The sequence below is a fragment of the Sphaerisporangium dianthi genome (genome assembly GCF_042654065.1).
GTDB classification, from domain to species: Bacteria; Actinomycetota; Actinomycetes; order Streptosporangiales; family Streptosporangiaceae; genus Sphaerisporangium; species Sphaerisporangium dianthi.
The window spans coordinates 283811-308709 of the sequence record NZ_JBHSFP010000004.1 but is presented as its reverse complement, the minus strand read 5'-3'; the positions used below and the strand labels follow the sequence as shown (position 1 = coordinate 308709).

27 protein-coding genes are annotated in these 24899 nt (G+C 70.4%); 17 read left to right on the top strand and 10 right to left on the bottom strand.

Going from position 1 to position 24899, the window contains the following annotated elements; all coding sequences use genetic code 11:
* Positions 1-187 precede the first annotated feature (187 nt).
* Positions 188-1531: an AI-2E family transporter gene (locus ACFO60_RS09335; protein ID WP_380839160.1), complete on the top strand. Its 1344-nt coding sequence runs from the start codon at positions 188-190 to the stop codon at positions 1529-1531.
* Between the two features lie 31 nt (positions 1532-1562).
* Here the strand turns inward: ACFO60_RS09335 and ACFO60_RS09330 are convergent, their stop codons facing one another.
* From ACFO60_RS09330 to lpdA, 4 genes are all read right to left on the bottom strand, one after another.
* Positions 1563-1787, bottom strand: coding sequence for a DUF6203 family protein (locus ACFO60_RS09330; protein WP_380839158.1), 225 nt, complete (start codon positions 1785-1787; stop codon positions 1563-1565).
* 76 nt (positions 1788-1863) lie between these two features.
* Positions 1864-2373: an RICIN domain-containing protein gene (locus tag ACFO60_RS09325; protein WP_380839156.1), complete on the bottom strand. Its 510-nt coding sequence runs from the start codon at positions 2371-2373 to the stop codon at positions 1864-1866.
* A gap of 10 nt (positions 2374-2383) precedes the next feature.
* Complete coding sequence (locus ACFO60_RS09320) at positions 2384-2893, bottom strand: RICIN domain-containing protein (RefSeq protein ID WP_380839154.1); 510 nt, start codon at positions 2891-2893, stop codon at positions 2384-2386.
* Between the two features lie 103 nt (positions 2894-2996).
* The gene (gene lpdA / locus ACFO60_RS09315) at positions 2997-4397 is read right to left on the bottom strand and encodes a dihydrolipoyl dehydrogenase (RefSeq protein ID WP_380839152.1); all 1401 of its coding nucleotides are present in this window, start codon (positions 4395-4397) and stop codon (positions 2997-2999) included.
* A gap of 493 nt (positions 4398-4890) precedes the next feature.
* Here lpdA and ACFO60_RS09310 point away from each other — a divergent pair, with 493 nt between their 5' ends.
* The 3 genes from ACFO60_RS09310 to ACFO60_RS09300 all read left to right on the top strand — a co-directional run bounded on the left by ACFO60_RS09310 (position 4891) and on the right by ACFO60_RS09300 (position 6709).
* On the top strand, positions 4891-5283 hold the full coding sequence (locus ACFO60_RS09310) for a hypothetical protein (protein ID WP_380839150.1): 393 nt from the start codon (positions 4891-4893) through the stop codon (positions 5281-5283).
* A gap of 147 nt (positions 5284-5430) precedes the next feature.
* On the top strand, positions 5431-6039 hold the full coding sequence (locus ACFO60_RS09305; protein WP_380839149.1) for an ArsR/SmtB family transcription factor: 609 nt from the start codon (positions 5431-5433) through the stop codon (positions 6037-6039).
* 124 nt (positions 6040-6163) lie between these two features.
* Positions 6164-6709: a DinB family protein gene (locus tag ACFO60_RS09300; protein ID WP_380839147.1), complete on the top strand. Its 546-nt coding sequence runs from the start codon at positions 6164-6166 to the stop codon at positions 6707-6709.
* On the opposite strand, the gene ACFO60_RS09295 is transcribed toward ACFO60_RS09300, so the two are convergent.
* The gene (locus tag ACFO60_RS09295; protein ID WP_380839146.1) at positions 6706-7626 is read right to left on the bottom strand and encodes a GNAT family N-acetyltransferase; all 921 of its coding nucleotides are present in this window, start codon (positions 7624-7626) and stop codon (positions 6706-6708) included. The two genes, ACFO60_RS09300 and ACFO60_RS09295, sit on opposite strands and share 4 nt — an antisense overlap.
* Before the next feature lie 294 nt (positions 7627-7920).
* On the opposite strand from ACFO60_RS09295, the gene ACFO60_RS09290 reads away from it, so the two are divergent.
* The 5 genes from ACFO60_RS09290 (at position 7921) to ACFO60_RS09270 (ending at position 11548) form a co-directional block, all read left to right on the top strand.
* Positions 7921-8703: an alpha/beta fold hydrolase gene (locus ACFO60_RS09290; protein WP_380839144.1), complete on the top strand. Its 783-nt coding sequence runs from the start codon at positions 7921-7923 to the stop codon at positions 8701-8703.
* Positions 8704-8809: 106 nt separating this feature from the next.
* Positions 8810-9634, top strand: coding sequence for a neutral zinc metallopeptidase (locus tag ACFO60_RS09285; protein ID WP_380839142.1), 825 nt, complete (start codon positions 8810-8812; stop codon positions 9632-9634).
* A gap of 200 nt (positions 9635-9834) precedes the next feature.
* Positions 9835-10437: a hypothetical protein gene (locus ACFO60_RS09280; protein ID WP_380839140.1), complete on the top strand. Its 603-nt coding sequence runs from the start codon at positions 9835-9837 to the stop codon at positions 10435-10437.
* A 303-nt stretch (positions 10438-10740) separates the two neighbouring features.
* Complete coding sequence (locus tag ACFO60_RS09275; protein ID WP_380839138.1) at positions 10741-11154, top strand: ribonuclease domain-containing protein; 414 nt, start codon at positions 10741-10743, stop codon at positions 11152-11154.
* Positions 11155-11161: 7 nt separating this feature from the next.
* On the top strand, positions 11162-11548 hold the full coding sequence (locus tag ACFO60_RS09270; protein ID WP_380839137.1) for a barstar family protein: 387 nt from the start codon (positions 11162-11164) through the stop codon (positions 11546-11548).
* Between the two features lie 117 nt (positions 11549-11665).
* On the opposite strand, the gene ACFO60_RS09265 is transcribed toward ACFO60_RS09270, so the two are convergent.
* Entirely contained in the window at positions 11666-12517 is an 852-nt protein-coding gene (locus tag ACFO60_RS09265; RefSeq protein ID WP_380839135.1) for a DUF72 domain-containing protein, read from the bottom strand.
* A 210-nt stretch (positions 12518-12727) separates the two neighbouring features.
* Here ACFO60_RS09265 and ACFO60_RS09260 point away from each other — a divergent pair, with 210 nt between their 5' ends.
* The gene (locus ACFO60_RS09260) at positions 12728-13270 is read left to right on the top strand and encodes an NUDIX domain-containing protein (RefSeq protein ID WP_380839134.1); all 543 of its coding nucleotides are present in this window, start codon (positions 12728-12730) and stop codon (positions 13268-13270) included.
* 247 nt (positions 13271-13517) lie between these two features.
* Here the strand turns inward: ACFO60_RS09260 and ACFO60_RS09255 are convergent, their stop codons facing one another.
* Positions 13518-14531: a hypothetical protein gene (locus tag ACFO60_RS09255; protein WP_380839132.1), complete on the bottom strand. Its 1014-nt coding sequence runs from the start codon at positions 14529-14531 to the stop codon at positions 13518-13520.
* Positions 14531-15565 carry an NlpC/P60 family protein gene (locus ACFO60_RS09250; RefSeq protein WP_380839130.1) on the bottom strand — a complete coding sequence of 345 codons (1035 nt, stop codon included), beginning with the start codon at positions 15563-15565 and terminating at the stop codon, positions 14531-14533. The genes ACFO60_RS09255 and ACFO60_RS09250 overlap by 1 nt, the downstream gene beginning before the upstream one ends.
* 172 nt (positions 15566-15737) lie before the next feature.
* On the opposite strand from ACFO60_RS09250, the gene ACFO60_RS09245 reads away from it, so the two are divergent.
* Entirely contained in the window at positions 15738-16844 is a 1107-nt protein-coding gene (locus ACFO60_RS09245) for a helix-turn-helix domain-containing protein (protein WP_380839128.1), read from the top strand.
* A gap of 18 nt (positions 16845-16862) precedes the next feature.
* Here the strand turns inward: ACFO60_RS09245 and ACFO60_RS09240 are convergent, their stop codons facing one another.
* A complete protein-coding gene (locus ACFO60_RS09240; RefSeq protein WP_380839126.1) occupies positions 16863-17432 on the bottom strand; it encodes a M15 family metallopeptidase in 570 nt (189 codons plus the stop codon).
* A gap of 379 nt (positions 17433-17811) precedes the next feature.
* Here ACFO60_RS09240 and ACFO60_RS09235 point away from each other — a divergent pair, with 379 nt between their 5' ends.
* The 4 genes from ACFO60_RS09235 (at position 17812) to ACFO60_RS09220 (ending at position 20868) form a co-directional block, all read left to right on the top strand.
* The gene (locus ACFO60_RS09235; protein WP_380839124.1) at positions 17812-18303 is read left to right on the top strand and encodes a glutathione peroxidase; all 492 of its coding nucleotides are present in this window, start codon (positions 17812-17814) and stop codon (positions 18301-18303) included.
* Between the two features lie 135 nt (positions 18304-18438).
* Positions 18439-19209 (top strand): N-acetyltransferase, encoded by a 771-nt coding sequence (locus ACFO60_RS09230; protein WP_380839122.1) that lies wholly within the window; start codon positions 18439-18441, stop codon positions 19207-19209.
* Positions 19210-19278: 69 nt separating this feature from the next.
* Positions 19279-19746 (top strand): type II toxin-antitoxin system PemK/MazF family toxin, encoded by a 468-nt coding sequence (locus ACFO60_RS09225; RefSeq protein ID WP_380839120.1) that lies wholly within the window; start codon positions 19279-19281, stop codon positions 19744-19746.
* A 150-nt stretch (positions 19747-19896) separates the two neighbouring features.
* Positions 19897-20868 carry an NAD(P)-dependent alcohol dehydrogenase gene (locus ACFO60_RS09220; RefSeq protein ID WP_380839118.1) on the top strand — a complete coding sequence of 324 codons (972 nt, stop codon included), beginning with the start codon at positions 19897-19899 and terminating at the stop codon, positions 20866-20868.
* Between the two features lie 48 nt (positions 20869-20916).
* On the opposite strand, the gene ACFO60_RS09215 is transcribed toward ACFO60_RS09220, so the two are convergent.
* On the bottom strand, positions 20917-21504 hold the full coding sequence (locus ACFO60_RS09215; protein ID WP_380839117.1) for a TetR/AcrR family transcriptional regulator: 588 nt from the start codon (positions 21502-21504) through the stop codon (positions 20917-20919).
* Between the two features lie 74 nt (positions 21505-21578).
* On the opposite strand from ACFO60_RS09215, the gene ACFO60_RS09210 reads away from it, so the two are divergent.
* Positions 21579-22076, top strand: a complete 498-nt coding sequence (locus tag ACFO60_RS09210; RefSeq protein ID WP_380839116.1) for an FBP domain-containing protein — start codon at positions 21579-21581, stop codon at positions 22074-22076.
* 222 nt (positions 22077-22298) lie between these two features.
* Positions 22299-24767 (top strand): SpoIIE family protein phosphatase, encoded by a 2469-nt coding sequence (locus ACFO60_RS09205; RefSeq protein WP_380839114.1) that lies wholly within the window; start codon positions 22299-22301, stop codon positions 24765-24767.
* The last annotated feature ends 132 nt before the right edge of the window (positions 24768-24899 follow it).

Sequence of the window (24899 nt, the reverse complement as noted above, 5' to 3'; positions counted from 1 at the left end):
GCGGCGGGCACCGGCGAGCGCTGACCGTGTCCCCGTTGTCCCCGTTGTCCCCGTTGGGTGCCGATGCCGATCGCCCGGGGGGTGCCCGAACGGTCACGATCACGATCGGCGTACAGATCGCGAAATTTCGGCATTTATCAGGTACGGAGCGGGACTGAAGCGACGCCCGGGGGGCAGCAAGGACCGCGTGTCCGACACCGGCAGCTCCGAGCGCGCAGACATCTCCAGCGTCTTCCCTTCGTTCCCCGCGGACGCGTCCGACGCCTCCGGCGCGTCCGACGCGTCCGACGCCGTCCATCCGGCCGGCGCCTCGGATCGGTCCGGCGGCCCCGGCCCGTCCAGCGACTCCGGCCGGTCGAAGGACTCCGTACCGGCCCCGGCGCCCCGCCCCTCCGACGGCCCCGCCCCCGCCGCGGCGGACCCCGGCGCCGCGGGCCAGGGCATGGCGGAAGCCGCCAGAGTCGATCCCAAGGACTACGAGCAGCCCTTCGGGCGGCCCGGGCGTCCCCTGCGGAGCAACCCGTTCCTGTTCGGCCTGACCGGCGCCCTCGGCGTGCTCACCGCCTGGCTGCTCGTGCAGGCCATCGCCTCGGCCGGGTCCGCCCTGGTCCTGATCATCATCTCGCTGTTCCTGGCGATCGGACTGAACCCCGCCGTCGAGGCCCTCCAGCGCCGCAACCTGTCCCGGCGCCTGGCGATCACGATCGTGTTCGGCGGGGTCATCGCGTTCTTCGTGGTCTTCGGGCTGGCGGTCGTCCCTCCGCTCACCGAGCAGACCACGGGCTTCATCCAGCATCTTCCGGAGTACGTCCAGCAACTGCAGAACCACCCGCTGATCCGCTCGGTCGACGAGCGCTACCAGGTGCTGGAGAAGGTGCAGCAGTACGTGACCAGCGGCGACCTGGCGAGCCAGATGTTCGGCGGCCTGCTGGGCGTGGCGAGCGTCGTGATCAGCGCGCTGTTCAGCGGGCTCACCATATTGGTGCTGACGCTGTACTTCCTCGGCTCGCTGCAATCGATCAAGGAGACGGGCTACCGGCTGGTCCCGCGCTCCCGGCGCACGCGGGTGCGGCTGCTCGGCGACGAGATCCTCAGGCAGATCGGCGGCTACGTCGCCGGCAACCTGATCATCTCGCTGATCGCCGGTGGGGTGACCTTCATCTTCCTGTCGGTGCTCAAGGTGCCGTACGCCCTGGCGCTGGCCATCTTCGTGGCCGTCACCGACCTCATCCCCATGGTCGGCGCGGTGGCGGGGGCGGTGGTGGCCTCCGGCGTCGGCTTCCTGACCTCGGTGCAGGTCGGCATCGCCTGCGTGATCTTCTTCATCGTGTACCAGCAGATCGAGAACTACGTGATCTCGCCGCCGGTGTTCAAGTCGTCGGTGGCGGTGCCGCCGATCGCCACGATCATCGGCGCGCTGCTCGGCGGAGCGCTGCTCGGCATCGTGGGCGCGCTGCTCGGCATCCCGCTGGCGGCAGCGGTCCTGCTCCTGGTGAGAGAAGTGGTCTTCCCTCGCCAGGAACGGGTGTGAGGACCGCGGGACCGGCCGGCGACCGGGCGTCCTAGCGGCGGTTGCGCGCCGAAGGCCCCTGCCAGGAGTACGGATTGCGGGAGGAGCGGCCGGGCTCACGGAGCACGTCGTGCCGATCGCCGGGCCGCTCGCCGGGCTTGCCGGCGTTCGCGCCGCGGCGCTTGCGCATCAGCCACCACCCGACGCCGAGGATGACGAGCCCGAACGGGGTGCGGGCCAGCCAGCGGGTCACCACGAGTTTCAGGATTCTCTTCATGCCTTCTCCTCGGTCCGGTCGTTGCGCCTGCCTCTACCCCCCTGACCGGTGAACATGCTGGTGCGGGGCTCGCGGGTCACAGCCTCCACTTCTGGTTGCTCCAGCGGTTGCAGTCCCATAGGTGGACGCGGGCGCCGTTGCTGCCGACGGCCTTGAGGTCGGCGTCCAGGCACCGCCCGTTCGCGAGGCTGTAGACGGCATGGCTACGCCGGTCGTACAGCCACTGCTGATTGGCGTGGCCGTTGCAGTCCCACAACTGCACGCGGGTGCCGTTCCTGGTGAGGTTGCCGTGGTCGGCGTCCAGGCACCGCCCGTTGACCAGGCTCCTGAGGGTGTGGGTCGCCGGATCGTAGGTCCACGACTGGTTGGCCCAGCCGTTGCAGGTCCACAGCTGGATGCGCGTGCCGTTGCTGCCGATGCGGCCGAGGTCGGCGTCCAGGCAGCGGCCGTCGGCGCGGTTGCGGATGGGCCCGGTCGTGGAGGTGCCGGCGACGGCCGCCGGCGCACCGGCGGCGATGGCGGCGGACTCGGCGCAACCGGTCACGATGATGAACGCCCCGGCCGCTCTCAAGAGGTGGCGTCGCATGGCCCGGCTCTCAGATGGTCCACTTCTGGTTGGCCCAGCCGTTGCAGTTCCACAGCTGGACCTTCGTGCCGTTGGACCCGATGCCGTTAAGGTCGGCGTCCAGGCACCGCCCGTTGTACATGCTGTAGATCGTGTGGCTGATCGCGTCGTAGATCCACTTCTGGTTGCTCCAGCCGTTGCAGTTCCACAGCTGGACCTTGGTGCCGTTGGACCCGATGGTGTTCAGGTCGGCGTCCAGGCACCGCCCGTTGTACTGGCTGCGGATCGTGTGCGTCTGCACGTCGTAGGTCCACTTCTGGTTGTTCCAGCCGTTGCAGTTCCACAGCTGGACCTTGGTGCCGTTGGACCCGATGGTGGTCAGGTCGGCGTCCAGGCACCGCCAGTTGGCGTGGCTGCGGATCGGCCCGGGCGCCGCGGCGGTGTCCACGGCGGCCGACGCGCCCGTCGTGCCGGCGACGATCGCCGCGCAGCCGGAGACGACCGCGAGAGCCCGAGCCGCCTTGGTGAACTTCCTACGCATCGTGTCGATCCCCTGTTCAAGCGCGTTCAACTACTGTGAGTAGTCGAAGTTATACGCCAAGCGATGGGACGAGCGGGCCCGACACGACGACGCGCCGCGGGGATCACATGTTGATCATGTGGCCGGCCAGCCCGTGGACGGCCTCCTTCACCGCCTCGCCGAGCGTCGGGTGCGCGTGCACGTTGCGCGCCACCTCGTGGACCGTGAGATCCCACTGCTGAGCGAGCGTCAGCTCCGGCAGCAGCTCGGTGACCTCGGGCCCGATCAGGTGAGCGCCGAGCAGCTCGCCGTACCGCGCATCGCTCAGGATCTTGACGAACCCGACGGCGTCCCCGAGGCCGTGCGCCTTGCCGTTGGCGGTGAAGGGGAACTTCACCACCTTGACCTCGAAGCCCTTCTCGCGCGCCTGCGCCTCGGTGAACCCGAAGCTCGCGATCTGCGGCTGGCAGTAGGTCGCGCGCGGGATCATCACGTAGTCGAGCTCCATCGTCTCGGCCTCGGCGATGGTCTCGGCGGCGACGATGCCCATGGACTCCGCCGCGTGCGCGAGCATGAGCTTGGCCGTGACGTCCCCGATGGCGAAGATGTGCGGCACGCTCGTGCGGCAGTGGCCGTCGATGTCGATGGCGCCGCGCTCGGTCAGGCGCACGCCGGTGTTCTCCAGCCCGTAGCCCTGCACGCGCGGCTGGAAGCCGATGGCCTGCATCACCTTGTCGGCCTCGATCGTCCGCCGCTCGTCTCCGGTGGCCACCGTGACCCGCACCTTCTCGCCGGACTCGTCGATGGCCTCCACCCGGGTCGAGGTGAGCACCTCGATGCCGAGCCGCTTGTAACGGCGCGCCAGCTCGGCGGAGACCTCCTCGTCCTCCAGGGGAACGATGCGGTCGAGGAACTCGACGATCGTCACCTTGACCCCGTAGTTGCGCAGGATGTACGCGAACTCGACGCCGATGGCGCCGGCGCCCGCGATGACGATGCTCTCGGGAAGGGCGTCGCTGAGGATCTGCTCCTCGTAGGTCACGACGCGGTCGCTGACGGACGTGCCGGGGAGCAGCCGTGTCGTCGCGCCGGTCGCGATGATGCAGTGGTCGAACGTCACCGTCTCGGCGCCGCCGTCCGCGCGGGCCACCTGCAAGGTGTGGGCGTCGGTGAAGGTGCCACGGCCGTCGTACTCGGTGATGCCGTTCTTCTTCATCAGGAAGTGGACGCCCTTGACCCGCCCGTCGGCGACCTTGCGGCTGCGCTTGAACGCCTCGCCGTAGTCGAAGGTGACCTTGCCTTCCACCTGGATGCCGAAGGTCTTGGCCTCCTGGGTGAACAGGTGGGCGAGCTCGGCGTTGCGCAGCAGCGCCTTGGAGGGAATGCACCCGACGTTGAGGCAGACACCGCCCCAGTAGCGTTCTTCGACGATGGCCGCGCTCAGGCCGAGCTGGGCGGCCCGGATGGCCGCGACATACCCACCGGGGCCGGCTCCGACAACCACGACGTCATAATGAGCAGTCATGCACCGGACCATATGTGGTACCGGCGCGTGGCGCCGCACCGGGGTTGGACGCGACGGTGCGCCGCGACGGACACGGCCCCCCTTGTCACGATATCCACGCACTTCTTCACCAGGTTGCACGCGTTGCGCCTTATCGCCCGAGAAAACACCCTTCATCCGCACGCAATGGACGCAGCTGTTAAATCCCCTTAATGAGGACTAAGGGTCTGGTTCCCCGGAAATAGCCACCCGGACCGGCGCGGCCCCCGGTCGGCCGCGGGCGTCTCGCTATAACGAGATCAAGCCGAGCATGTCCGGTGAAGTCGGGAAATATTGAATCGAAGACCACAACAAGAGCTTAAGCACATAGCAAAAGTGGCGGTAATTCGTTTGTGCTGCGTGCAACCAGGAAAACAAGACAAGTAGTCAGACTCGCTGAGTCACCACAGCATTCACTGGCAATACGGATGAATGCCGCTCTCAAGCACCCGAAGTCATCCAAGGGGGATATGCAATGCCCAACGCCAAGAAGTTCGTGAGCACGCTGACGGTCTGCGCAGCGCTCACCGGGGGCATGCTCGGCCTAGGGGCCGCGACCACCACCAGCGCGAACGCCGCCGCCGGCATCACCATGGGCGGCGGGGGCGGCGACCGCGACTGGTCACGTCCTCGCAACCGGAACTGGAACCGCAACTGGGCCCGCAATTGGAACCGGACCTTCGCCCGCAGCTGGGCGCGCAACTGGGCCCGCCACCTGAACCGCAGCCACAGCCGCAGCCACAGTGTCAACCGCCAAGCCCAGTCGATCAACATCCGCCTGATCTTCCCGAACTCGACCGGAACGCCGGTGTCCGCCACCGCCACCTCCTCGCCGACCACGTCCTCGTCGGTGCCGAACATCCCCTGACGGAAAGATGCCCGCCGTCTCGCGGATCGTGGTCCCGTCGTCGGACCACGGTCCGCGCGGGGGTGAATGCCCATACCATTTCCCGGATATCGGTCCGACAACTTCCAGCGTCTTGACAATTAATTCTGTCGGTGAGACTGTTGACGCATGTTGGACGTAGCGGTGATCGAGGACCCGGCGGCGGCCGAGGTCTCGCTGGATCCGGTGAGAGCCAGGCTTTTGGCCGAGCTGTCGGAGCCGGGGTCGGCCACCACGCTGGCGGCCAAGGTCGGCCTGCCCCGCCAGAAGGTCAACTACCACCTCAAGACGCTGGAGCGGTACGGCCTGGTCGAGCTGGTGGAAGAGCGGCGCAAGGGCAACGTCACCGAGCGCATCATGCGCGCCACCGCGGCATCTTACGTCATCTCGCCGGTGGCGCTGTCGGCGGTCGCGCCCGATCCATCCCGCGCGCCCGACCAGCTGTCGGCGCGCTGGATGCTGGCGGTGGCCTCGCAGCTGGTGCACGACGTCGGCCGGTTGATCACCGGCGCGGCCAAGGCGCGGCAGAAGGTCGCCACCTTCGCCATCGACGGCGAGGTCCGCTTCGCCTCGGCCGCCGACCGTGCGGCCTTCGCCCGCGAGCTGGCCGAGACGGTCGCCGCGCTGGTCGGCAAGTACCACGACGCGGGCGCCGAGGGCGGTCGCGATCATCGCCTCATCGTCGCCGTCCATCCCAGCGTCAAGCCGGAGGCGGCCGAGCCGGCGGGCGAGCTTTGAACGGCATCGCCCGGCCGCACCGGGTTCGGCCGCACTGAGCCCATCCGCACCGTGCCCGTCCGCCCGAGTCCCTCATGCGCGGCGGGCCGGGTTGTGTCGGTGCCGCGTGGCATGGTGCGGAGGCATGACGCACATCTCCGCCGAGAACCTTTCGCAGCCCTGGCCCGACGACCCGCGCACCGACCCGCCCTCGGTGGCCGGCGAGCGCGAGCTCCTCACGTCCTATCTCGACTGGCATCGCCAGACGTTCGAGCTGAAGTGCTCAGGGGTCCCGGCCGAACGGCTGTCCGACAAATGCATCCCGCCGTCCGAGTTGAGCCTGCACGGCCTGCTCCGCCATCTCTCCGGGGTCGAACGTTGGTGGTTCCGCCTGCAGTTCGCCGGTGAGGACCTCCCCCTCCTCTACTACTCCGACGACGACCCGAACCAAGATTTCGACTCCCTCGACGGCGACGTCAACGAGGCCTTCGCCGTCTGGCGGGCCGAGTGCGACCACTCGCGCCGCATCGTCGAGAGCGCCGCATCCCTCGATGCGACGGGCACGCGCTTCTCGACCGGCGAGCCGATCTCGCTGCGCCGCATCCTCGTGAGCACGATCGCCGAGTATGCCCGGCACAACGGCCACGCCGACCTGCTCCGCGAACGCATCGACGGCGCCACGGGCTCCTAACCGCGCCTGCCGGGAGCCGGGCGGCGATAGCCATGGGTCTCGTACCTCTTGGCGAATCCCAGCGACCGGTACAGCTCGCGTGCGGCGTGGTTCTCCGCGTCATGGTTCACCGTCACCGTCACCATGCCGAGCGCCTCCATGCGCCGCATCGCCAGCAGCATGACCGCGCGGGCCAGGCCACGGCGCCGGAAATCCCTGTGCGTGCCCACCGGCTCGACGTGCCCGGTCTTGTTGCGCTCGTCGACCCAGTAGACCGCGAATGCCGCGATCGTGCCGTCCGGGGCCTCGGCGACGATCTCACGGCGGGGGTCGTAACCCGGCTTCTCCATCACGGCCGACCGGTACAGTTCGCCGGTCCACTCCTGCTGGAACGCGTGGTTGCGGGCGTCGGCGAGGCCACCGGCGTCGTCCGGGCGGGCGGTGCGCACCACGAAACCGGCGGGCGCCGGCGCCTCGGGCAGCCGGTCTTCGAGCCCGCGCTCGTTGACGTCGTCCCAGACGCGGAAGCGCTCGAAGCCGAGCCGGGCGAGCAGGTCGATCCTGCGGGTGTCGCAGTCGAACACGTCGGTGAGCACGAACGCGCCGTCCTCCATGTGCCGGGCCGTCGTTTCGTACGCCTCGCGCAGCATCCGCGACTCCGCCGGGGTGCCGCGCAGGCGAGGGGCGGCGAACACGTCGAACGCGGCGCCGAAGCGGAGGTTGATCGCCAGGCCGGCGAAGCGGTCGCCCTCCTCCCAGACCCGCACCAGCTCGCCCACGGGACGGCGGCCCCGGAGATCGCCGTAGATCCGATGCGGCAGCTCTCCTACGTGGTCGTACCCGCAGCGTCCCGCCTCGGCGATCCACGCCGCGAAGGTCGCCAGAAGCCGCGGCAGGTCGGCGTCGGCGTAGGGCCGCGAGATCACGTTCTGCGTCATAGCGGCCGGTATATCACCCTCGCCGAACCGGTCCGGGCGGGTTGGGCCAAGACGGACAGGCGGGTCTCCGGCAACGAGCAGGCGCGTCTGACCAGGTCGGCAGGCGGGCCGACCGGTCGGCCCGCCGCGTCCGCCGGATCGAGAGCCGACGACAACTCTGTTCTTGACAATTTTAGTGTTCGGTGGCACCGTAGGAGCCGCAGCGGGCGGTGAAGGAGCGTCAGCCCCCACCGCCCGCCGAGAACCGCACCCGTCACATCCACCCGGATGACGTCCATGGAAAGAGTGATCCCCATGCAGAAGGTCACGTCGGCCGACGGCACCACCATCGCCTACGACCGCTCGGGCACCGGTCCCGCGGTCATCCTGGTCGGCGGCGGCTTCGCCGAGAGGACCAACCCGATCTTCGTGGCGGTCGCCGAGGCGCTGTCCTCCCGGTTCACCGTGTACAACTACGACCGGCGCGGCCGCGGCGACAGCGGCGACACCGAGCCCTACGCCGTGCGGCGCGAGATCGAGGACCTCGACGCCCTCATCGCCGAGGCCGGCGGGTCGGCCCTGGTGTTCGGCGGCTCCTCCGGCGGCGCCCTCGCCCTTGAGGCGGCGCACGCGGGGTCCGCGATCAGCAGGCTCGCGGTGTTCGAGCCCCCCTACGTCACCGACGGCAGCCGCCCCGCGCTGCCCAGCGAGCAGGAGATCACCGCCCTGGTGCGCGAGGGCCGCCGCGGCGACGCGGTCGAGCTGTTCATGGTCAAGGGCGCGGACGTCCCCGCCGAGATGATCGGCCAGCTGCGCGACCAGCCGTTCTGGGCCGGCATGGAGGCCGTGGCCCACACCCTGGCCTACGAGGCCGCCATCGTCGGCCCCGGGCCGGTCCCCGCCGACCGGTTCGCCTCCGTCGCCGTGCCCACCCTGGTGCTGGTCGGCGCGGACAGCGCCGCGCGCATGAAGGACGCGGCGCACGCGGTCGACGCCGTGCTGCCCGACTCCCGGCTCAAGACCCTCGAAGGCATGGCACACGGCCAGGTCGACACCGAGATCCTCAGCGCCGAGCTGGCCGCCTTCTACGCGTCCTGACGGGCGGACGCGTCGATGTCCCGTCTCGACTGATTCCCGTACAGTGCGAAGGGTGCGAAAGAGGTACACACCGGCTCCCGAACACCTGCCTGTTCGCCGAGGCCGGATGTCCGCCGCACCCGCCACGCTCGGGTTGCTCGCGCTGGCCGTGACGCTGGGCATCGTCCTGAGCACGGTGTTACAGGCGCCGAGCCCGGGGCCCGCCCCGGCGCTCACCTCCACGCCCCTGCCGGCGGGCGCGGTGACGTGGGGAAGCCTGGAACGCAACCTCGTCTACGCGGCGGACGTCCCGGTTGATCACTGCCCCGCCCCGCCGGCGGACGACACCCGATCACGGCTGGTGCTCTTCAACGCCCTGACCGACTGCATGGGCCGCTCCTGGCGCGCGGCTTTGAGAACCGCCGGCGTCCACCTTGCCGAACCCACCAGGGTCTTCTGGACCAGACCCGGCCGGGGCGCTTGCGGCGACTATCCGGGGGACGCCGCGGCCTTCTACTGCCCGGCCAATCAGGGCATCTACCTCGGCGCGGTGGACGACGAGCACTGGATGGTGCTGAGCGCGATCCTGGCGCACGAGTACGGGCACCACGTGCAGGAGGTCACCGGCATCATGGACGCCGAGGCGGAGAAGGAGTACGGCACGACCGGTGACGCCGTGATCGCCGCCCTCAGCCGCCGCCTCGAACTGCAGGCCGACTGCTTCGCGGGCGTCTGGTTCTCGGCGGTGCGCCGGTCCCTTCCGGTGACCGGGAAAGACTGGGGCATCGTGCTGGAGGACGCCGCCCTGCGCGGCGACGAGGAGGACGACGAGGTGCGCCTGCGCACCCATGGGACCGGCGAGCACGTGGCCGCCTGGCTGAACGGCGGGTTCCGCGGCGGCCGTCCCGGCCACTGCGACACCTGGGCCGCACCCGCCGCCGACGTGGCGTGAGCGCATCCACCGCGGACCGTCGGCTCGCGCGGCCCCGGAAGGGCATAGTGGCCGTAAGGCCGCGGGAACCGGAGACGGCGGCGGGAACGGGAAGAGGGGCGCGGGAGGGCCGGACTCGGGGTGACGCCGGGGTGAACCCTGCCGAGAAAGCAGGGAAGGACCCTGATGTCCTGATCGCCCCGGACGACCACCATCGGGGCATGAATATCGCAAGGTTCGCCGTCGTGGCCGCGCCACTGTTCATGATGGCCTACGGAGTCATCAGGTTGATCGGCCGGATGGACGGCGTGTACGGGCCCGGCCTGGACTGGCAGGCCGCCCACCTGGCCAACCTCGCCGGCCTGGTGTTGTTCGTGTTCCTGGTGCCGGCGCTGCGCCGTCTCCTCTCCCCGGGGTGGGTCAGGGACGCCGTCGTCGCGGTCACCCTCATCGGCGCCGCCACGTCGATCGTGCAGTTCGTGGCCGACATCGTGCAAGGACTGCTCGCGGCGGACAAGGCGGAGATGCGCGCGCTCGGCCGCGAGTTCCACTCCCTGCCCGGCGTCGATCTCGCCTTCTATCTGGTGGGGCCGCAACTGCTGTACGTGGGCATGATCGCGCTCACCGCGCTGCTGGCGCGTGCGCGCGTGCTTCCCTGGTGGAGCACGGCGCTGGTGCTGGTGAGCAGCCTCCTGCCGGTCGTGACGCTGGACCTCATCCCGCTCAGCGCGGCCGGCTATCTGATGGCGCTTCTCCCGCTCCGGCGCCCGCTGGAGCGCCGGCGGACCGAGTTCGCGTCGCTCACCGCGGGCGCCGCCGGCTGAGCGGCAGGCCCGCGTGTCCCACGGAAGTCGGGGTTCAGCGGTGCCAGACTGAGCACCTGACTCGAAGACCGGCTCGGGCCGAACCGGGACCGGCTCCGGGCCGGGACTGAGGACGGCTTCGGGCCGAGCTTGTAGGCCGGCCGCCGGGGCCTGCCCGAAGCGGACTTGCGCGCCGGACGTGCGTGCCAGACGTGGGGGTACGAAGAGTTCACCGCACTTTTGGCGATCGTTGTCGTTATCTGACCAGGTCTGTCGGCGATCATTACAGATGTCCGTTCGCGCATCCCCCCACAAGGAGGCTACGTGCACACCCTGTATCGCCCGCGACCTTCCTGGCCGGCACGGCTGACCGTCATGCTCGCCGCCCTCTTCTCCATGACCGGCCTGGTGGGCGTCACCCCCGCCGACGCGTCGGTCTACGGCTCCTGCACCATCTCGCGGTGCTCCGACGCGCGCTCGGCCAACGCGATCTGGTCCTCCAAGGGCTACCCCACCAGCGCAGGCTGGTACACCTGGCCCGACGGCAGGTACAACTACACGGGCGGGCGCTTCTACAACCGCGAGGGCCAGCTTCCGAGCGGCGCGACGTACTACGAATACGACGTGTACTCCCGCGCGAGGGGCGCCTCGCGCGACGCGTACCGCATCGTCGTCAACCGCAGCACCGGCGTGACCTGGTTCTCGCCCAACCACTACACCGACTTCTACCGGCTCTAGGAACCCGATGACACCCGCCGCACGTCCGCTGCCGCGATGGCTGACGGTGTCCACCGGCTCGGCGCCGGCGGTCGTCGACGGGCGCGCATGCCCGACCCGCGCCGCCTTCTTCCAGGAGGTGGCGCGGGCCTTGGGGCTCCCCGCCTACTTCGGCCACAACTGGGACGCCTTCGCCGACTCCCTGCGCGACGCCACGAGCACCGGGACGCTCGTCCTGACCGTGGAGCACGCCGAGGACCTCCTCGGCGCCGAACCCCCCGGGCAACTCACCACGTTGCTCGCCGTCCTGGCCGAGGCCGACGAAGCCGCCGAAGCCGGCCTTGCCGTGATAATGCGCACCGACCCCGCCCACGAAGCCGCGCTCCGCGAACGCCTCGCCGCCGCTCTGCCGTGACCGCGCCTCGTCCCGTCTCACCGTGACCTCCGCGCCGTCCGGCGCACCGGCGGCCGAGCCCCCGCGTCCGCACCGGCGGTCGAGCCCTCGTGTTTCCTCCAGGCGGCCGGAAGGCGGTCAGAAGAGGGTCAGCGGCTCGGCCGGCATGGGGTCGGGCAGCGGTTCGACCTCGGGCACCTGTGCCCGCACCTCGTCGTGGAAGCGACGGGCGAGCACGAGCGCGTCGGCGTTGTCGGGCGTGTGGACGAACACGGTCGGCGAGCGGCCTTCCCTCAGCCAGCCGGCGACCGTGGCGACCCATGGCCGCCAGCCCTCCACCGTGCGCGCCGTGTCGTCCCGGCCGAGGTAGCGGACGATCGGACGGTCGGTGAGCGCGGACGACCGGCGCGGCACCCGCGGCTTCTTCGTCCACGCGTCTCGCTCGGCGTCGCTGGTCGGAGGGCTCTGGAACAGGGCGGTGGTGTCGAAAGGGACCCACTCGGCGCCGGCGCCCGCGAGGACCCGTTCGAGAAGCCCCGCCGAGCGCGCGTCATCGAAGAACGCGCGGTGGCGCACCTCGACGGCATATCTGTACGAGCCGGGCAGCCCGCGCAGGAAACCCGCCAGGGCGCCGACGTCGGCCGGGGTGAACGACGCCGGCAACTGGATCCACAGGGCGTGGGCCCGCGGCCCGAGGGGCTCGACGGCCTCCAGGAACGACCGGAGCTCCTCGTCCGCGTCGGCGAGACGCCGCTCGTGCGTGATCGTCTTGGGCAGCTTGACCACGAAGCGGAAGTCCGGGCCGGTCTGCCGCGCCCACGACTCAACGGTGCTCCGCGCCGGTGTCGCGTAGAACGTCGTGTTGCCCTCCACCGCGTCGCACCAGGTCGCGTAGGCCCGCAGGCGCTCACCGGGAGGGAGCGGGTGAGGCAGGAACCGCCCCTGCCATGGCGCGTGCGTCCACATCGCGCATCCCACATGAAGCCGCATACCCCCGACGCTATCCAAGCTCGGCGAGAAGCGAAGACCGCCGGGCGCTCCTCCGCCGCTCGCCACGCGGACGACGCGGGCCTGCGGGAAGGCGGAGGACCTCTCGCCCCCTGGCCTTCGGCGGGCGCGGGCCTGGAGCCGGGACACCGGGACGCCGGGCGCCGCGTGGTCGCCCGGCCACGTCGGGAGGCGCGAGTAAGATCCGGCGTCATGACCGAGACGCAGCCCATCGTGCGACAGGTGTCCTCCCGTGTCGTCTACAGCAACGCGTGGATGACGGTGCGCGAGGACGCGATCGAACACCCTGACGGCTCCGCCGGCCTGTACGGGTACGTCGTCAAGCCCGACTTCGTGCTGATCGTCCCCCAGGAGGGCGACGGCTTCCATCTCGTGGAGGAGTACCGCTATCCGATCGGCCGCCGCTCGTGGAGCTTCCCGCAGGGTTCCGCGGAGGCCGACACCCGCGAAGACGAGGCCAGGCGGGAACTGGCGGAAGAGACCGGCCTGCGCGCCGCCCGCCTGCGGCACCTCGGCCGTCTGGACAACGCCCACGGCATCACCGACCAGGGCCTGCACGTCTACCTGGCCACCGGGCTGACCCCCGGTCACATCGACCGCGAGCACACCGAGCAGGACATGCGTCAGCGCTGGGTCCCCCGGCCGGAGCTCGAGCGGATGATCCTCACCGGCTCGATCACCGACTCGGCCTCCATCGCCGCCTACTCACTGCTCCTGCTCCACGAACGAGGCTGACCGAGACGGTGCCGGGCGCGGCGCCGCCGGCTTGCCGGTCCTCGCACCGGTGCCCGCCCGTTCCCACGGCCGGACGAGGAGCCCGGTCACATCCGTGACCGGGCTCCCCGCGTTCTCTCGGCCGTTCGATTCGGCCGTCCCGTCCGGCCGTTCGGTTGCGCTGTCCTGTCCGGCCGTTCGGTTCGGGCCGCTCGGGTCGGTCACGTGGTTCGGTCACGCGACCCGGCCGTTCGGTGTCCGCCGTGGGTCAGCGGACGGCGAGCGGGCGGTAGGCCAGGAAGCCGGTCCCCGGGGACAGGCCATGCGTCAGACGCCGATGGTCGGTGCCATAGCCGCGGCGCTGCTGGTACGCCCAATAGGAGCGGTGCCCGGCGTCGGCCCAGCGGTCGAAGATGATCACCTGTCGTCCGGTGGCCGGTCCGGTGGCCCTGATGACCAGGTCACCGGGCTGGAGCGCGGTCACCGGGATGGGCTTGCCGTAGCGAGCGGAGGCCAGTCCCCGGGAGTCGGGCCCCGGGGCGCCGAGCAGCAGCGCCATCGAGGCGTAGCCCGAGCCGTCGGCGCGGTAGCCGCCCTGCGTCTTGGTCCGGCTGTACGGGACGCGCCGCGCGGTGCCCGGCATCCAGCTTTTCGCGCGGGCGATGACCTGCGCGCGCGTCACACCGGACGCGGGCCACAGCGCCGCGACGATCAGTTGCCCGTCCGCCGCCTGCGGCTGGTACCGCTCCGGGTACTTCGACACCTGCACCCGCTGGCAGACGTCTCCCACCACCGCCGACCGCCAGGACCCGTCGGGATACTTGCGGAGCATCTTGCCGAGGAACGCGCCGGTCGCCCATGTCACGTCCAGCCGCTGCGCGGCACTGCCCCAGGTGGCCCTCTGCTGGAACACGCCCAGGCTGTCGTGGTCGACCTCCCGGTCGATGTTCCGCACGCCCGTCTCGACGATGGCCGTGGTGACGGCGATCACGGCGGCCTCCCGCGGCAGCCCTCGGGCGCGGACCGCCCCGACCACCGCCCGGGCGCAGGAGACGCGGTAGCCGTCCAGATGGCCGCGCATCTTCATCCCCAGCCGGGTGTTGAGCTGAGCGGCCAGATCCGCGTCGGCCGCCGTCACCGGGGCGAGGCCGCAGGGGGCGGTCGAGACGGCCGCCCGTGCGGGAGTGCCGGGGACGGCCACCAGCAGCGCCGCCGCGATCAGGGACGCCGCCGCCGTCCCGGCCTTTCGGACCGGGCCGGCGCACGGTCGCGGGCTGCGCACTAGCGGATCCTCGTCGGGCGGTAGGCCCGGAACTGGGTGCCGGAGGTGAGGCCGTGGTCGACGACGCGGTGGTCGGTGCCGTAGCCGGCGCGTTGCTGGTAGGCCCAGTAGGAGGTGTGCGCGGCGTTGGCCCATTTGTCGAAGATGACCACCGCGCGGGCGGTGTTGCCTCCCACCGGGTCGATGACCAGGTCACCCTGGAGCAACTCGGCCATCTTGATCGGACGGCTGTAGGCGCTCGAGGCCAGGGCGGTCGTGAGCGGTCCGGGCTTGGGCAGGCCCAGTGTCATGGAGACGTAGCCGGAGCCGTCGGTCCGGTAGCCGCCGTACTGCTTGCCCTGGCTGTAGGGCACCCGCTTCGCGGTCGCCGGGTTCCAGGTCTTGGCCCGGGCGATCACCTGGGCGCGGGTGACGGTGGGGGGCGGCACCGGCGCGTCCTCGCGGATGTTCAACGCGCGATAGGGCTTGTACTCGCTTCCCGAGGACAGGCCGTAGCTGCGCGTCCGGTAGTCGGTCCCGTAGCTGCCGCGCTGCTCGTAGGCCCAGTACGAGCTGTGCCCCGAGTTGGCCCACCGATCGAAGATGACGACGTGACGGGTGGTGTTGGAGCCGATGGCGTCGATGATCAGGTCGCCTCTGCGCAGCTCCGAGAGCTGGATGCGCCGGGTGTAGGCGCTCTTGGCCAGTCCGACGGTGATCGGCCCGGGTTTGGCCAGGCCGAGCGCCATGGAGACGTAGCCGGAGCAGTCGGTGCGGTAACCGCCGTGCGTCTTGTTCTGGCTGTAGGGCACGCGCTTGGAGGTTCCCGGGTTCCAGGTCTTGGCCCGGGCGATCATCTGCGAACGGGTGACCGGGGCCGCGGCCGCCGCGGCCCGCGATACTCCGGAGACGCCGGCGGTCGAAGTCACCGCGTCACCAGGTGTGCGGGACGCCGTCTGCGCGGACGCCGCGGGCGCGAGAGCGCCTCCGCAGACGACAACGGTGACGACCGCCAGGTTTCCCGCCGTGATCCAGAAGCTTCGGTCCGAGGGCATGTGCTCTCCTTGTCCCTGCCGTTGATCGTTCGGTTGGCCGGCCGGGCACACACGCTGGCAGGAAATTCCTGAAACACATCGTGAAATTGGTGAAGTTGGGACAATAGCCACCAAGGTGCCGACATGACCTGCGATGACTCAGACCGCTGAGACAAGGTTGGGACGAACCACCGTGGCGAACGGAATCGAGAACTCGAGCCGGAACCGGCGGCTGCGACCGCTGTCCGACGATCTGCCCGTGCCGACCCGCGTGCTTCTGCGGGAGCTGAGGGCCCTGAAGGAACGGGCGGGGTTCGACCTGCGAGCGCTGGAACAGGCGACCCACGCGAGCCGATCGTCGTGGGGCCGCTGGCTCGCCGGCGAGACCTGGATTCCCCTGGACGCCGTGGAAGGGCTCGCCCGGCTGTGCCGCGCGGACGAGAACCGGTTCCGCGAAATGTGGGAGGCGGCCGAACAGGCCCGGCGATCGGCAGGAGCCACGGACGGCGACGCCTCTCACCAGGAAGCCCCTCTCCAGCAGCACCCCGGGCTCGCCCCGCCCGCCGTGCGCGCCCCCGGCCCTGGCACGCCTCCGCCACCGGCATCCGGACCGGCGCCACACGGGCAGGCGGCGCCACACGAGCAGGCGCCACGTGAACCGGCGACGTCAGACGAGCGGGCGGCGCCACGCGGGCCGGCCGACCGGCTGCGGCGACGGTTCCTGGTCGGGGCGGCGGTGGGCCTGGTCATCGGCGCGGTCGCCGGCGCGGTGCTCACCGGGTCCGCCGTCAGAGGCGGAACGGGCGGGGAAGCCGCACCGGCGGCCACCGGAAGCCCAGCGGGCCGTGGCACGCCGCGGGCGGCGCCGGTCACCGGCCGGGCGGAGGTGACCGGTCGTGCCGGCGGCTGGCGACCGGCCACCGCGCGGCGCGTGCCCTACAGCCAGTTCAAGACGTACGGCGGTTACCGGACCGACGGCTCGGGTTATGCCTCCATGGCGCTCGGGCTCCCGCGACCGGGCCCCAACACGATCAGTCTGGCCTCGAGCGCCTACAGCCGTCCGATCAAGATGGCCGAGTTGCTCCAGGGTGACCTGGTCATCGACCCGGTGGGCGGCAACACCGCCCGCGCGGTGGTCATCTTCGACAAATGGGCCAACGCCGCGCACACCTCCTACTGGGCCTACCAGCAACGCGCCGGCTACGGCACCGACCACCGCGTCGTCGACCACGGCCTCACCTCCGGCACCCAGTTCCGGGCCTACCGCCCGGTCAACATCCGCGACGCCGCCGGCGGCTGACAGATCTCCGCGTTCGGACTACTTGGCGCTCGCGTCGGAGCGCATTCGGGGGCAGACGCCTCCCGGCGTCGTCGCGAGCTCGAAATGCCACATCTCGTTCGCGTAGACCTGGCACAGCCCGTAGTCGCGCCCGTGCTGGCTGAGCCAGCTGTCGGCGTCGGTGGGACCGATGTCCACCGCGTCGCCGGTGACGTGGTGCGACTGCTCAGGAGTGGCGACGTAACGGCGGGCCTCCCGCTCGCCGCCGTACTTGACCACCGCCTCGGCGAGCAGCCGCCGCTGGTACGCCTTGCTCCGCCAGCCGGTCGTGAGGTACATGTCGACGCCGTCGCGGGCCGCGTCGTCCGCCGCCTTCCGCACGGCGCGCAGGAGCCGGGGGTTCAGGTTGGCGATCGCCGGCAGTTCGGTGTCACGGGGAGAAATACGCCCGCCGTCCGGCACGAACCCGTCCTCGACTCCGACGGGGCCGCCGGAACGCAAGGAGCCTGAGCCGTCCGCGGAGGAGAAGGGGGCCCAGCGGGCGCCGAAGACGGACGCGGCCAGTCCCAGACCCACCGCGGCGGCGATCACCAGTGCGAGGACGAGCATGCCTTTCGGCCGCCTCCCGCGCGGGCCGGCGCTTCCCCGGGAGTCGGCGCGCTCACGCGGGCCGGCGCTCCAGCTGGGGTCGGGGTACTCACGCGAGCCGGGGTGCTCGCGCGGAGCGGCAGGATGCGAGCGGGGCGCCGCACCTGCCCGCATCAGGGTGGAGGGGGCGGCGGGTGCCGCATACGTGTCCGGTTCTCTTCGCACGCCGACCACCATCCGGCGCGCCGGCGTCCAACCCGTTGAGACCGCGTATCCACCGCCGCTTTCCTGCGTATCGGGTGGGTATCGGGGGCCGCTGCCGCGCCGCGCCGGCGCTCCGCTCGCACGCGGCGAACGTCCCCGCGGCGGAGGCCGGACACGGCCAGATTAAGGTGATTCCATGAATCTTCGGGACATTCCGGTGCGCACGCTGGCCGGTGCGCCGTCCACACTGGGAGACCTTGCCGGCGACACGGTGACCTTGGTGGTCAACGTGGCGTCGAAGTGCGGCCTCACGCCGCAGTACGCCGGGCTCGTCCGGCTTCAGGAACGGTTCGGCGACCGCGGTTTCACGGTCATCGGAGTGCCCTGCAACCAGTTCGCCGGGCAGGAGCCGGGTTCGGCGGAGCAGATCCAGGACTTCTGCGTCACGACCTACGGCGTGGACTTCCCCCTGCTGGACAAGACCGACGTCAACGGCGACGACCGCCACCCGCTCTACGCGTCCCTGGTCGAGACCCCGGACGCCGCCGGTGACGCGGGCGACGTCCAGTGGAACTTCGAGAAGTTCCTCCTCGACCGCGCGGGCAACGTCGTCGCCCGCTTCCGGCCGCGTACCGACCCCGAGGACCTGTCCGTCGTCGAGGCGATCGAGAAGACGATCGGCCGTTAGACCGGCGATCGGCCGCTTCCCGGCCGCCGGCGGCGTGAACGGCGTGAACGGCGTGAACGCCGCCGGCGTCACAAAGGGCCTCAGACGGAATGGAACCCCTTTGCCGCGTTGATGCCGCACAGCGACAATCCAGTCATGGAACTGCACATCACCACGCTGGCGGAACGTCCCGAACTGGAGCCGCAGCTGTGGAGGATGCCCGACAGCTGGCCGGTCTTCATGAAGGAGGATCCGGCCGCGAACCTGTTCTACCCGGTCGCGACCTCCCAGTACGCGGAGTACGTGCTGGTCGCCGTCGACCGCGCCGATCCCGGCGACCTCGTGGCGCGCGCCCTCTCGGCGCCCTTCCTGCTCGATGGCGACGAGCTGCCCGACAACGGCTGGGACGGCGTGCTCTGGCGCGCGACCGCGGCGCGCCGACGCGGGGTCTCCCCCGACGCGATCTCGGCGCTGGAGATCACGATCAGGCCCGACATGCAGGGGAAGGGCCTGTCGGCCGTCATGCTCTCGGCCCTGCGGTCGAACGCCGCCCGGCTGGGCTTCGGTGAGCTGTTCGCCCCTGTGCGTCCGAACGGCAAGCACCTGCGGCCTCGCGTCCCGATGGCCGACTACGCGGCGCTCCGCCGGGAGGACGGCCTGCCGGCCGATCCCTGGCTGCGCGTGCACGTACGGGCGGGCGGGGTCATCGAGAAGGTCGCCCCGCGATCCATGGTGGTGGCGGGCACCCTTGAGGAGTGGCGAGGCTGGACCGGCCTCCCGTTCCGCACGACGGGCGACGTCGAGGTCCCCGGGGCCCTCGTGCCCGTCCACTGCGATGTCGATCACGGCCACGCGGTGTACGTCGAGCCCAACGTCTGGGTGCGTCACCCGCTCCGTCAGGCCGCTGGACCGCCCACGGTGTCGTGACACGGCTTGAGTCGCCGGCCTGACACCGCACGGGAGGTGACACGGCGGGCGTGGCGTTAGGCTGCCGCAATGCGTGATCACGAGAACGATCCGCGCCCGCCTCGTGGTGCGGTGCGGCAGGTGTACGACGTGGAGAAGGCGACGGCCCTGGCATACTCCCCGAGCCTCGACGGGCTTGCCGATCCGGGCGAGGTCGTATGGGCCTGGGTGCCGTACGAGGAGGACGCCACGCAGGGCAAGGACAGGCCCCTCCTGCTCGTCGGCCGCCACGGGACGGGCCGCCATGGAACGAGACTCCTTGGCATGCTGCTGTCGAGCCGCGAGCCCGACGAGGAGTACCAGGATGACTGGCTCGCGGTCGGCCCGGGTCCCTGGGATCGGGAGCAGCGGACGTCCTACCTGCGGTTGGACCGGGTCTTCGAGCTGGACGAGGACGACATCCGCCGGGAGGGCGCCATCCTCGACGAGGCGAGGTTCGCCCGCGTCGCCGCGGTGCTGCACCGCCGCTACGGCTGGCGGTTCGCCGCGGAGCGCTGAGCCGCCCCCGTGCCTGCCGCCGACGGCGGCGGCAGGCACGGACTCCCGTGCCCGGCCGCCGTACGGCGACCTTCCCCGTGAGCTCGGCCCCGGTCAGATTGCGACCGTGGGATCCGCGCCCGTTCTGCGTACGGTGGCTACGATTCAGTCATGAAGGCTGCGGTCCGCTCCCGATATGGTGCGCCGGAAGTGGTCAGCGTCTCGCAGGTGGAAAAGCCGGCGGTCGAGCAGAACGGCTTGCTCATCAAGGTCCACGCGACGACGGTCAATCGCACCGACTGCGCGTTACGGGCGGCCAAGCCCTTCATCTGGAGATTCTTCACCGGGCTTGTCCGGCCGAGAGTGACGGTTCTCGGAACCGAGTTCGCCGGGGAGGTCGAGGCGGTCGGCGGCGGCGTCACGTCTTTCAAGGTCGGCGACAGGGTGTTCGGATACAACGATGGAGGGTTCGGGGCCCACGCCCAGTACATGTCGATCCCGGAGGACGGCAAGCTCGCGATCATCCCGGCGGGCCTGACCTACGAGGAGGCCGCTCCCAGCACCGAGGGTTCGCAGTACGCCCTCGCGATGATCAGGTGGGGGAAGATCCGGAGCGGGCAGGACGTCCTCGTCAACGGCGCGACCGGGGCCATCGGCTCGGCGGCGGTCCAGTTGCTGAGGAGCCTCGGCGCGGGCGTGACCGCCGTCTGCGAGACGAAGGACATGGAGCTGGTCAGAGGGCTGGGCGCCGACAGGGTCATCGACTACACGGCCGAGGACTTCACGAAGGACGAGCAGGCGTACGACGTCGTCATCGACGCGGTCGCCAAGAGTTCGTTCGGCCGGTGCAGGCGCCTGCTGAAGCCGCGCGGCATCTACATCTCGTCGGACCTGGGCCCCATGGCACAGAACCTGATCCTGGCGCTCGTCACCCCACTGTTCGGCGGCAAGAAGGTGATATTCCCCCTCCCGCAGAACGACGTGGCGATAGCGCGGCATTTCAAGGAACTGATCGAGTCCGGGGATTTCAGGCCGGTCATCGACAGACGGTATCCGCTGGACGAGATCACCGAGGCTCACCGGTACGTCGAGACGGGCCGGAAGACCGGGAACGTCGTGATCAGCGTCGACCATTCACGCTAGACCCGGCGCCCCGGTCGAGGCGGACGGCCACGCGTCGACGCCCGCACCCTAGGGTGGCGAGTGGTCATCGGGCGGGGGCCAGTTTCTGAGGACGGCGTCGAGGGCGTCCAGGGTTCTGGACCATGAGGCGTCCACCTCGCGCGGGTGGCGGCGGAACCCGCCCGCCGTCTCCAGGCTCACGTACCCGTGGAACGTGCTGTGGAGCATCCGCACCGCATCCGTCTGGTCGGGCTCCGGCAGGTCGTATCCGCGCAGTATCGCCCGCGTCATCTCCGCGTGCCGCCCCGCCGCGCCGGTGGCCGCCGTCTCCAGGTCGAACACGACCTGCATCGCCGCGTACCTCCCTGGATGCTCTTTCGCGTAGTCCCTGTAGGTGTTCGCGAAGGCCAGCAGCGCTTCCTTGCCCGCACGGCCGGCCAGCGCGTCGGCGGCCCTGTCGGCGAGCTCCGCCAGGGCCAGCAACGCCACCCTGACCTTCACGTCCTGCGCGTCCTTGATGTGCGAGTACAGGGCCGCGGGCTTGACGCCGAAGCCGCGCGCGAGCTCGGAGACGGTCACGTTCTGGAAGCCGATCTCGTCGGCCAGGTCCGCCGCCGCCCGGGTCAGACGCTCCGCGGTCACTCCCGCCCGTGCCATATGCCCCCTTCTCGTTTGCTTACAGTCTTTAAGTATTTGCATACTACTCTTAAGTAAGACTAGCCTCCCCGCTCATGAGACCAGCCACCGAGCACGACATCCGCGCATCGTTCGTCAACTGCTCCAAGGGGGAGGTCAAGCGCATCAACCTCCCCAAAGACCTCGCCGACCATCCCTGGGGAGATCTCGACTTCCTCGGATGGCGAGATCCGGGCGCGCCCGAACGCGCCTACCTGGTCGCCGAACGCGACGGCCTCCTCGTCGGAGTCGCACTCCGGGTGACGTCGGGCGCGTCGCGCGGCTTCACCTCGCGCAGCATGTGCTCGCTGTGCCTGACCACCCACACCAGCGGCGGCGTCGCGCTGATGACCGCGCGCCGGACCGGCGAGGCCGGCAGGCAGGGAAACTCGGTCGGGCAGTACCTGTGCACCGACCTCGCCTGCTCGCTCTACACGCGCGGGAAGAAGGAGGCGGCAGGGGGCGCGGCCATCGACGAGTCCCTCACCCCGGAGGAGAAGACCGCCCGCACGAAGGCCAACCTGTACTCGTTCCTGGACAAGGTGACCGAGTGATCGCCCGCGACGTTCGGCCCGCGAACGGCGTCTCTCTGATGGCGTGGCCGGGCGGCGGCCGGGGCTGTCCTTGGACAGGACGCCCCTGCTCAGGGGGCTGATGACCCCAACGTAGACTCGGTGAAGCAGCCGTGCCAGCCAACAGGGCCCACAATGAGCGCAACCCGATCAAAGTGGGGTGTCGAAAGAGGGTTGACGCCCCTTATTCTCATCGCCAGCAGCGTGCTAACGCTGCTGATCGGGCTCGTCTTCGGCACACTGATCTGGGCCGTCAGCGACATGCTCCAGGCGACGGACGCGAGAAGGAGCACCCGGACGGCGCTCGTCGAGGCCGGGCGCCTCGAGAAGCTCATCCTCGACCTCGAGACGGGAGAGCGCGGCTTCCTCATCACCCGGCAGGAGCGTTTCCTTCAGCCGTGGGAGGCCGCCAGAGTGGCCTTCCCCGGACAGGCGCGGAAGGTCGTCAGCCTCACCGACACCCCCGAGCTGCGGAGACTCGCCCTCAAGATCAGTGATGAGGGGAGCTCCTTCATCCGCGACTACTCGATCCCGCTGGTCGGCGCCGTACGGCGCGGAGATCCCTCCGCCTGGAGCGTGGAGACGACGGCCGAAGGCAAGCGGCGCATCGACGAGGTCAGGGCCCAGTTCGACCGGTTCGACAACGACGCGCGGTCCATATTGGAGGCGCGGGAGCGGAACGCCGCGGTCAGGGTTCGGTGGTCGATCGCCGCCGCGGCCGGCGGGCTCGCGGCGTCGGCTCTCCTCATCGCCGCCTACACCGGATACCTGACACGGGCGATCGTCCGCCCGGTCCACAGAGCGGCCGCCGTCGCCTCACGGCTCGCCGACGGTGATCTCGGGGCGCGCATGCCCGAGACCGGAGTCGGCGAGATCGGCGACCTCGAAGTCGCGTTCAACAGCATGGGGAGCTCGCTGGAGGAGAGCCGCCGGCTGACGGAGGAGGCGCACATGCGCCTCAAGCTGCTGTACGACGCCAGCATGGCGGTCGGCACCACCCTTGACGTCGGGCGGACGGCGGAGGAACTGGTGCAGGTGGTGGTACCTCGGTTCGCCGACCTGGTCACCGTCGACCTTGCGGCGTGCATCTTGCGAGGCGAAGAGCAGCCGCCGGACGAGAGGGCGAGACTGTTCCGGGTGGCCATCGGCGACTTCCGGGAGGCCGCTCCGTTCCACTCGGCGGGCACGACGATCGACTGGGAGTCCTCCGCGCCTCAGTCGCGCAGTTACCACCTCGGGATCGCCATCATCGAACCCGACCTCCGGGCTTCCGCCACATGGCGGTACCACGACCCGGACGGGGCAGCCCGGATCCTGGACCGCGGCTTCCACTCGCTGATCACGACGCCGCTACGCGCCCGGGAGACGCGGATGGGCGTGGTCAGCTTCTGGCGCTCACGTCTGCCCGGTGATTTCGACGAAGAGGACCTGTCGTACGCGACGGAGCTGGTCGCCAAGGCCGGTGTCGCCATCGACAACGCCCGCCGCTACACCCTTGAGCGCAACACCGCGCTTACCTTGCAGCGCAGCCTGCTGCCCCAGCGGCTGCCCGCGCAGCCGGCGGTGGAGATCGCCTCCCGTTACCTGCCCGCGGGCGCACAGGCAGGGGTGGGCGGCGACTGGTTCGACGTGATCCCGCTGTCCGGCTGCCGGGTCGCCCTCGTCGTCGGGGACGTCGTCGGCCACGGCGTCCACGCCTCGGCCACCATGGGGCGCCTGCGCACGGCCGTGCGCACCCTGGCCGACGTCGACCTGCCGCCCGACGAGCTCCTCACCCACCTGGACGACCTGGTCATTCACCTCAGCGATGAACAGACCGGCATGGCCGAGGGCGAAGCGGCCGCCTCCGGCGAGCTGGGAGCCACGTGCCTGTATGCCGTCTACGATCCCATCTCCCGCTGTTGCACCATGGCCACCGCCGGTCACCCCCTGCCCGTCCTGATCACTCCTGGCGGCGCCGCGGAACTCGTGAGCGGGCCCGTCGGCCCTCCTCTCGGCATCGGCGGCATGCCGTTCGAGACCATCGAGCTGCCCTTGGCCGCGGGCAGCGTCGTCGCCCTGTTCACCGACGGGCTCATCGAGGCCCGCGACCGCGACATCGACCAGGGCCTCGCCGCACTGTGCGGCGCGCTGACCTCGCCGGCCGCGTCGCTCGAAGACACCTGCGACATCGTGACCGGCGCCCTGCTCGGCGGCCGGGCGAGCGACGACGCGGCCCTCCTCCTCACGCGCACCGAAGCCCTCTCCCCCGACCAGTTCGCCACCTGGGACCTCCCCGCCGACACGGCCGTGGTCTCGCACGCCCGGAAACTCGCCCTGGACCAGCTCGTCGTCTGGGGACTGGCCGAGATGGAGTTCGTCACCGAACTCGTGGTCAGCGAGCTGGTCACCAACGCCATCCGCTACGGGGCCGCCCCGATCCAGCTGCGGCTGATCCGCGACCGCACGTTGATCTGCGAGGTCTCCGACGGCAGCAGCACCGCGCCGCACCTGCGCCGGGCCCGCGTCTTCGACGAGGGAGGCCGCGGACTGCTGCTGGTCGCACAGCTCACACAGGGCTGGGGAACAAGGCAGACCACCTCCGGCAAGACCATCTGGTGCGAACAGACGCTGCCTCCCTCCCCGCCGAGTCCGGACCAGACCGAAGGTGACGAAGTTCCCACAGCCGCATGAGCCAGGCGAGTCGCATCAAGGACGAGTGACGCTCGCCGGATGACGGCGTGGCCGGAGTCCGACACGAAGATCACGCCACGGACGCCTGGCGCGATACGTTGATCACACAGAGTAACGTCCGCCGTGAAGTCG

Excerpts from the sequence above, each read along its gene's own strand:
- ACFO60_RS09285 (WP_380839142.1), top strand. The coding sequence starts at position 8,810 with ATGTCCGCCGCACCCGCCACGCTCGGGTTGCTCGCGCTGGCCGTGACG.
- ACFO60_RS09300 (WP_380839147.1), top strand. The coding sequence starts at position 6,164 with ATGACGCACATCTCCGCCGAGAACCTTTCGCAGCCCTGGCCCGACGAC.
- ACFO60_RS09320 (WP_380839154.1), bottom strand. The coding sequence starts at position 2,893 with ATGCGTAGGAAGTTCACCAAGGCGGCTCGGGCTCTCGCGGTCGTCTCC.
- ACFO60_RS09215 (WP_380839117.1), bottom strand. The coding sequence starts at position 21,504 with ATGGCACGGGCGGGAGTGACCGCGGAGCGTCTGACCCGGGCGGCGGCG.
- ACFO60_RS09225 (WP_380839120.1), top strand. The coding sequence starts at position 19,279 with ATGCGTGATCACGAGAACGATCCGCGCCCGCCTCGTGGTGCGGTGCGG.
- ACFO60_RS09210 (WP_380839116.1), top strand. The coding sequence starts at position 21,579 with ATGAGACCAGCCACCGAGCACGACATCCGCGCATCGTTCGTCAACTGC.
- lpdA (WP_380839152.1), bottom strand. The coding sequence starts at position 4,397 with ATGACTGCTCATTATGACGTCGTGGTTGTCGGAGCCGGCCCCGGTGGG.
- ACFO60_RS09220 (WP_380839118.1), top strand. The coding sequence starts at position 19,897 with ATGAAGGCTGCGGTCCGCTCCCGATATGGTGCGCCGGAAGTGGTCAGC.
- ACFO60_RS09325 (WP_380839156.1), bottom strand. The coding sequence starts at position 2,373 with ATGCGACGCCACCTCTTGAGAGCGGCCGGGGCGTTCATCATCGTGACC.
- ACFO60_RS09330 (WP_380839158.1), bottom strand. The coding sequence starts at position 1,787 with ATGAAGAGAATCCTGAAACTCGTGGTGACCCGCTGGCTGGCCCGCACC.
- ACFO60_RS09265 (WP_380839135.1), bottom strand. The coding sequence starts at position 12,517 with ATGCGGCTTCATGTGGGATGCGCGATGTGGACGCACGCGCCATGGCAG.
- ACFO60_RS09250 (WP_380839130.1), bottom strand. The coding sequence starts at position 15,565 with ATGCCCTCGGACCGAAGCTTCTGGATCACGGCGGGAAACCTGGCGGTC.
- ACFO60_RS09230 (WP_380839122.1), top strand. The coding sequence starts at position 18,439 with ATGGAACTGCACATCACCACGCTGGCGGAACGTCCCGAACTGGAGCCG.
- ACFO60_RS09270 (WP_380839137.1), top strand. The coding sequence starts at position 11,162 with ATGACACCCGCCGCACGTCCGCTGCCGCGATGGCTGACGGTGTCCACC.
- ACFO60_RS09280 (WP_380839140.1), top strand. The coding sequence starts at position 9,835 with ATGAATATCGCAAGGTTCGCCGTCGTGGCCGCGCCACTGTTCATGATG.
- ACFO60_RS09235 (WP_380839124.1), top strand. The coding sequence starts at position 17,812 with ATGAATCTTCGGGACATTCCGGTGCGCACGCTGGCCGGTGCGCCGTCC.
- ACFO60_RS09295 (WP_380839146.1), bottom strand. The coding sequence starts at position 7,626 with ATGACGCAGAACGTGATCTCGCGGCCCTACGCCGACGCCGACCTGCCG.
- ACFO60_RS09290 (WP_380839144.1), top strand. The coding sequence starts at position 7,921 with ATGCAGAAGGTCACGTCGGCCGACGGCACCACCATCGCCTACGACCGC.
- ACFO60_RS09240 (WP_380839126.1), bottom strand. The coding sequence starts at position 17,432 with ATGCTCGTCCTCGCACTGGTGATCGCCGCCGCGGTGGGTCTGGGACTG.
- ACFO60_RS09305 (WP_380839149.1), top strand. The coding sequence starts at position 5,431 with ATGTTGGACGTAGCGGTGATCGAGGACCCGGCGGCGGCCGAGGTCTCG.
- ACFO60_RS09260 (WP_380839134.1), top strand. The coding sequence starts at position 12,728 with ATGACCGAGACGCAGCCCATCGTGCGACAGGTGTCCTCCCGTGTCGTC.
- ACFO60_RS09310 (WP_380839150.1), top strand. The coding sequence starts at position 4,891 with ATGCCCAACGCCAAGAAGTTCGTGAGCACGCTGACGGTCTGCGCAGCG.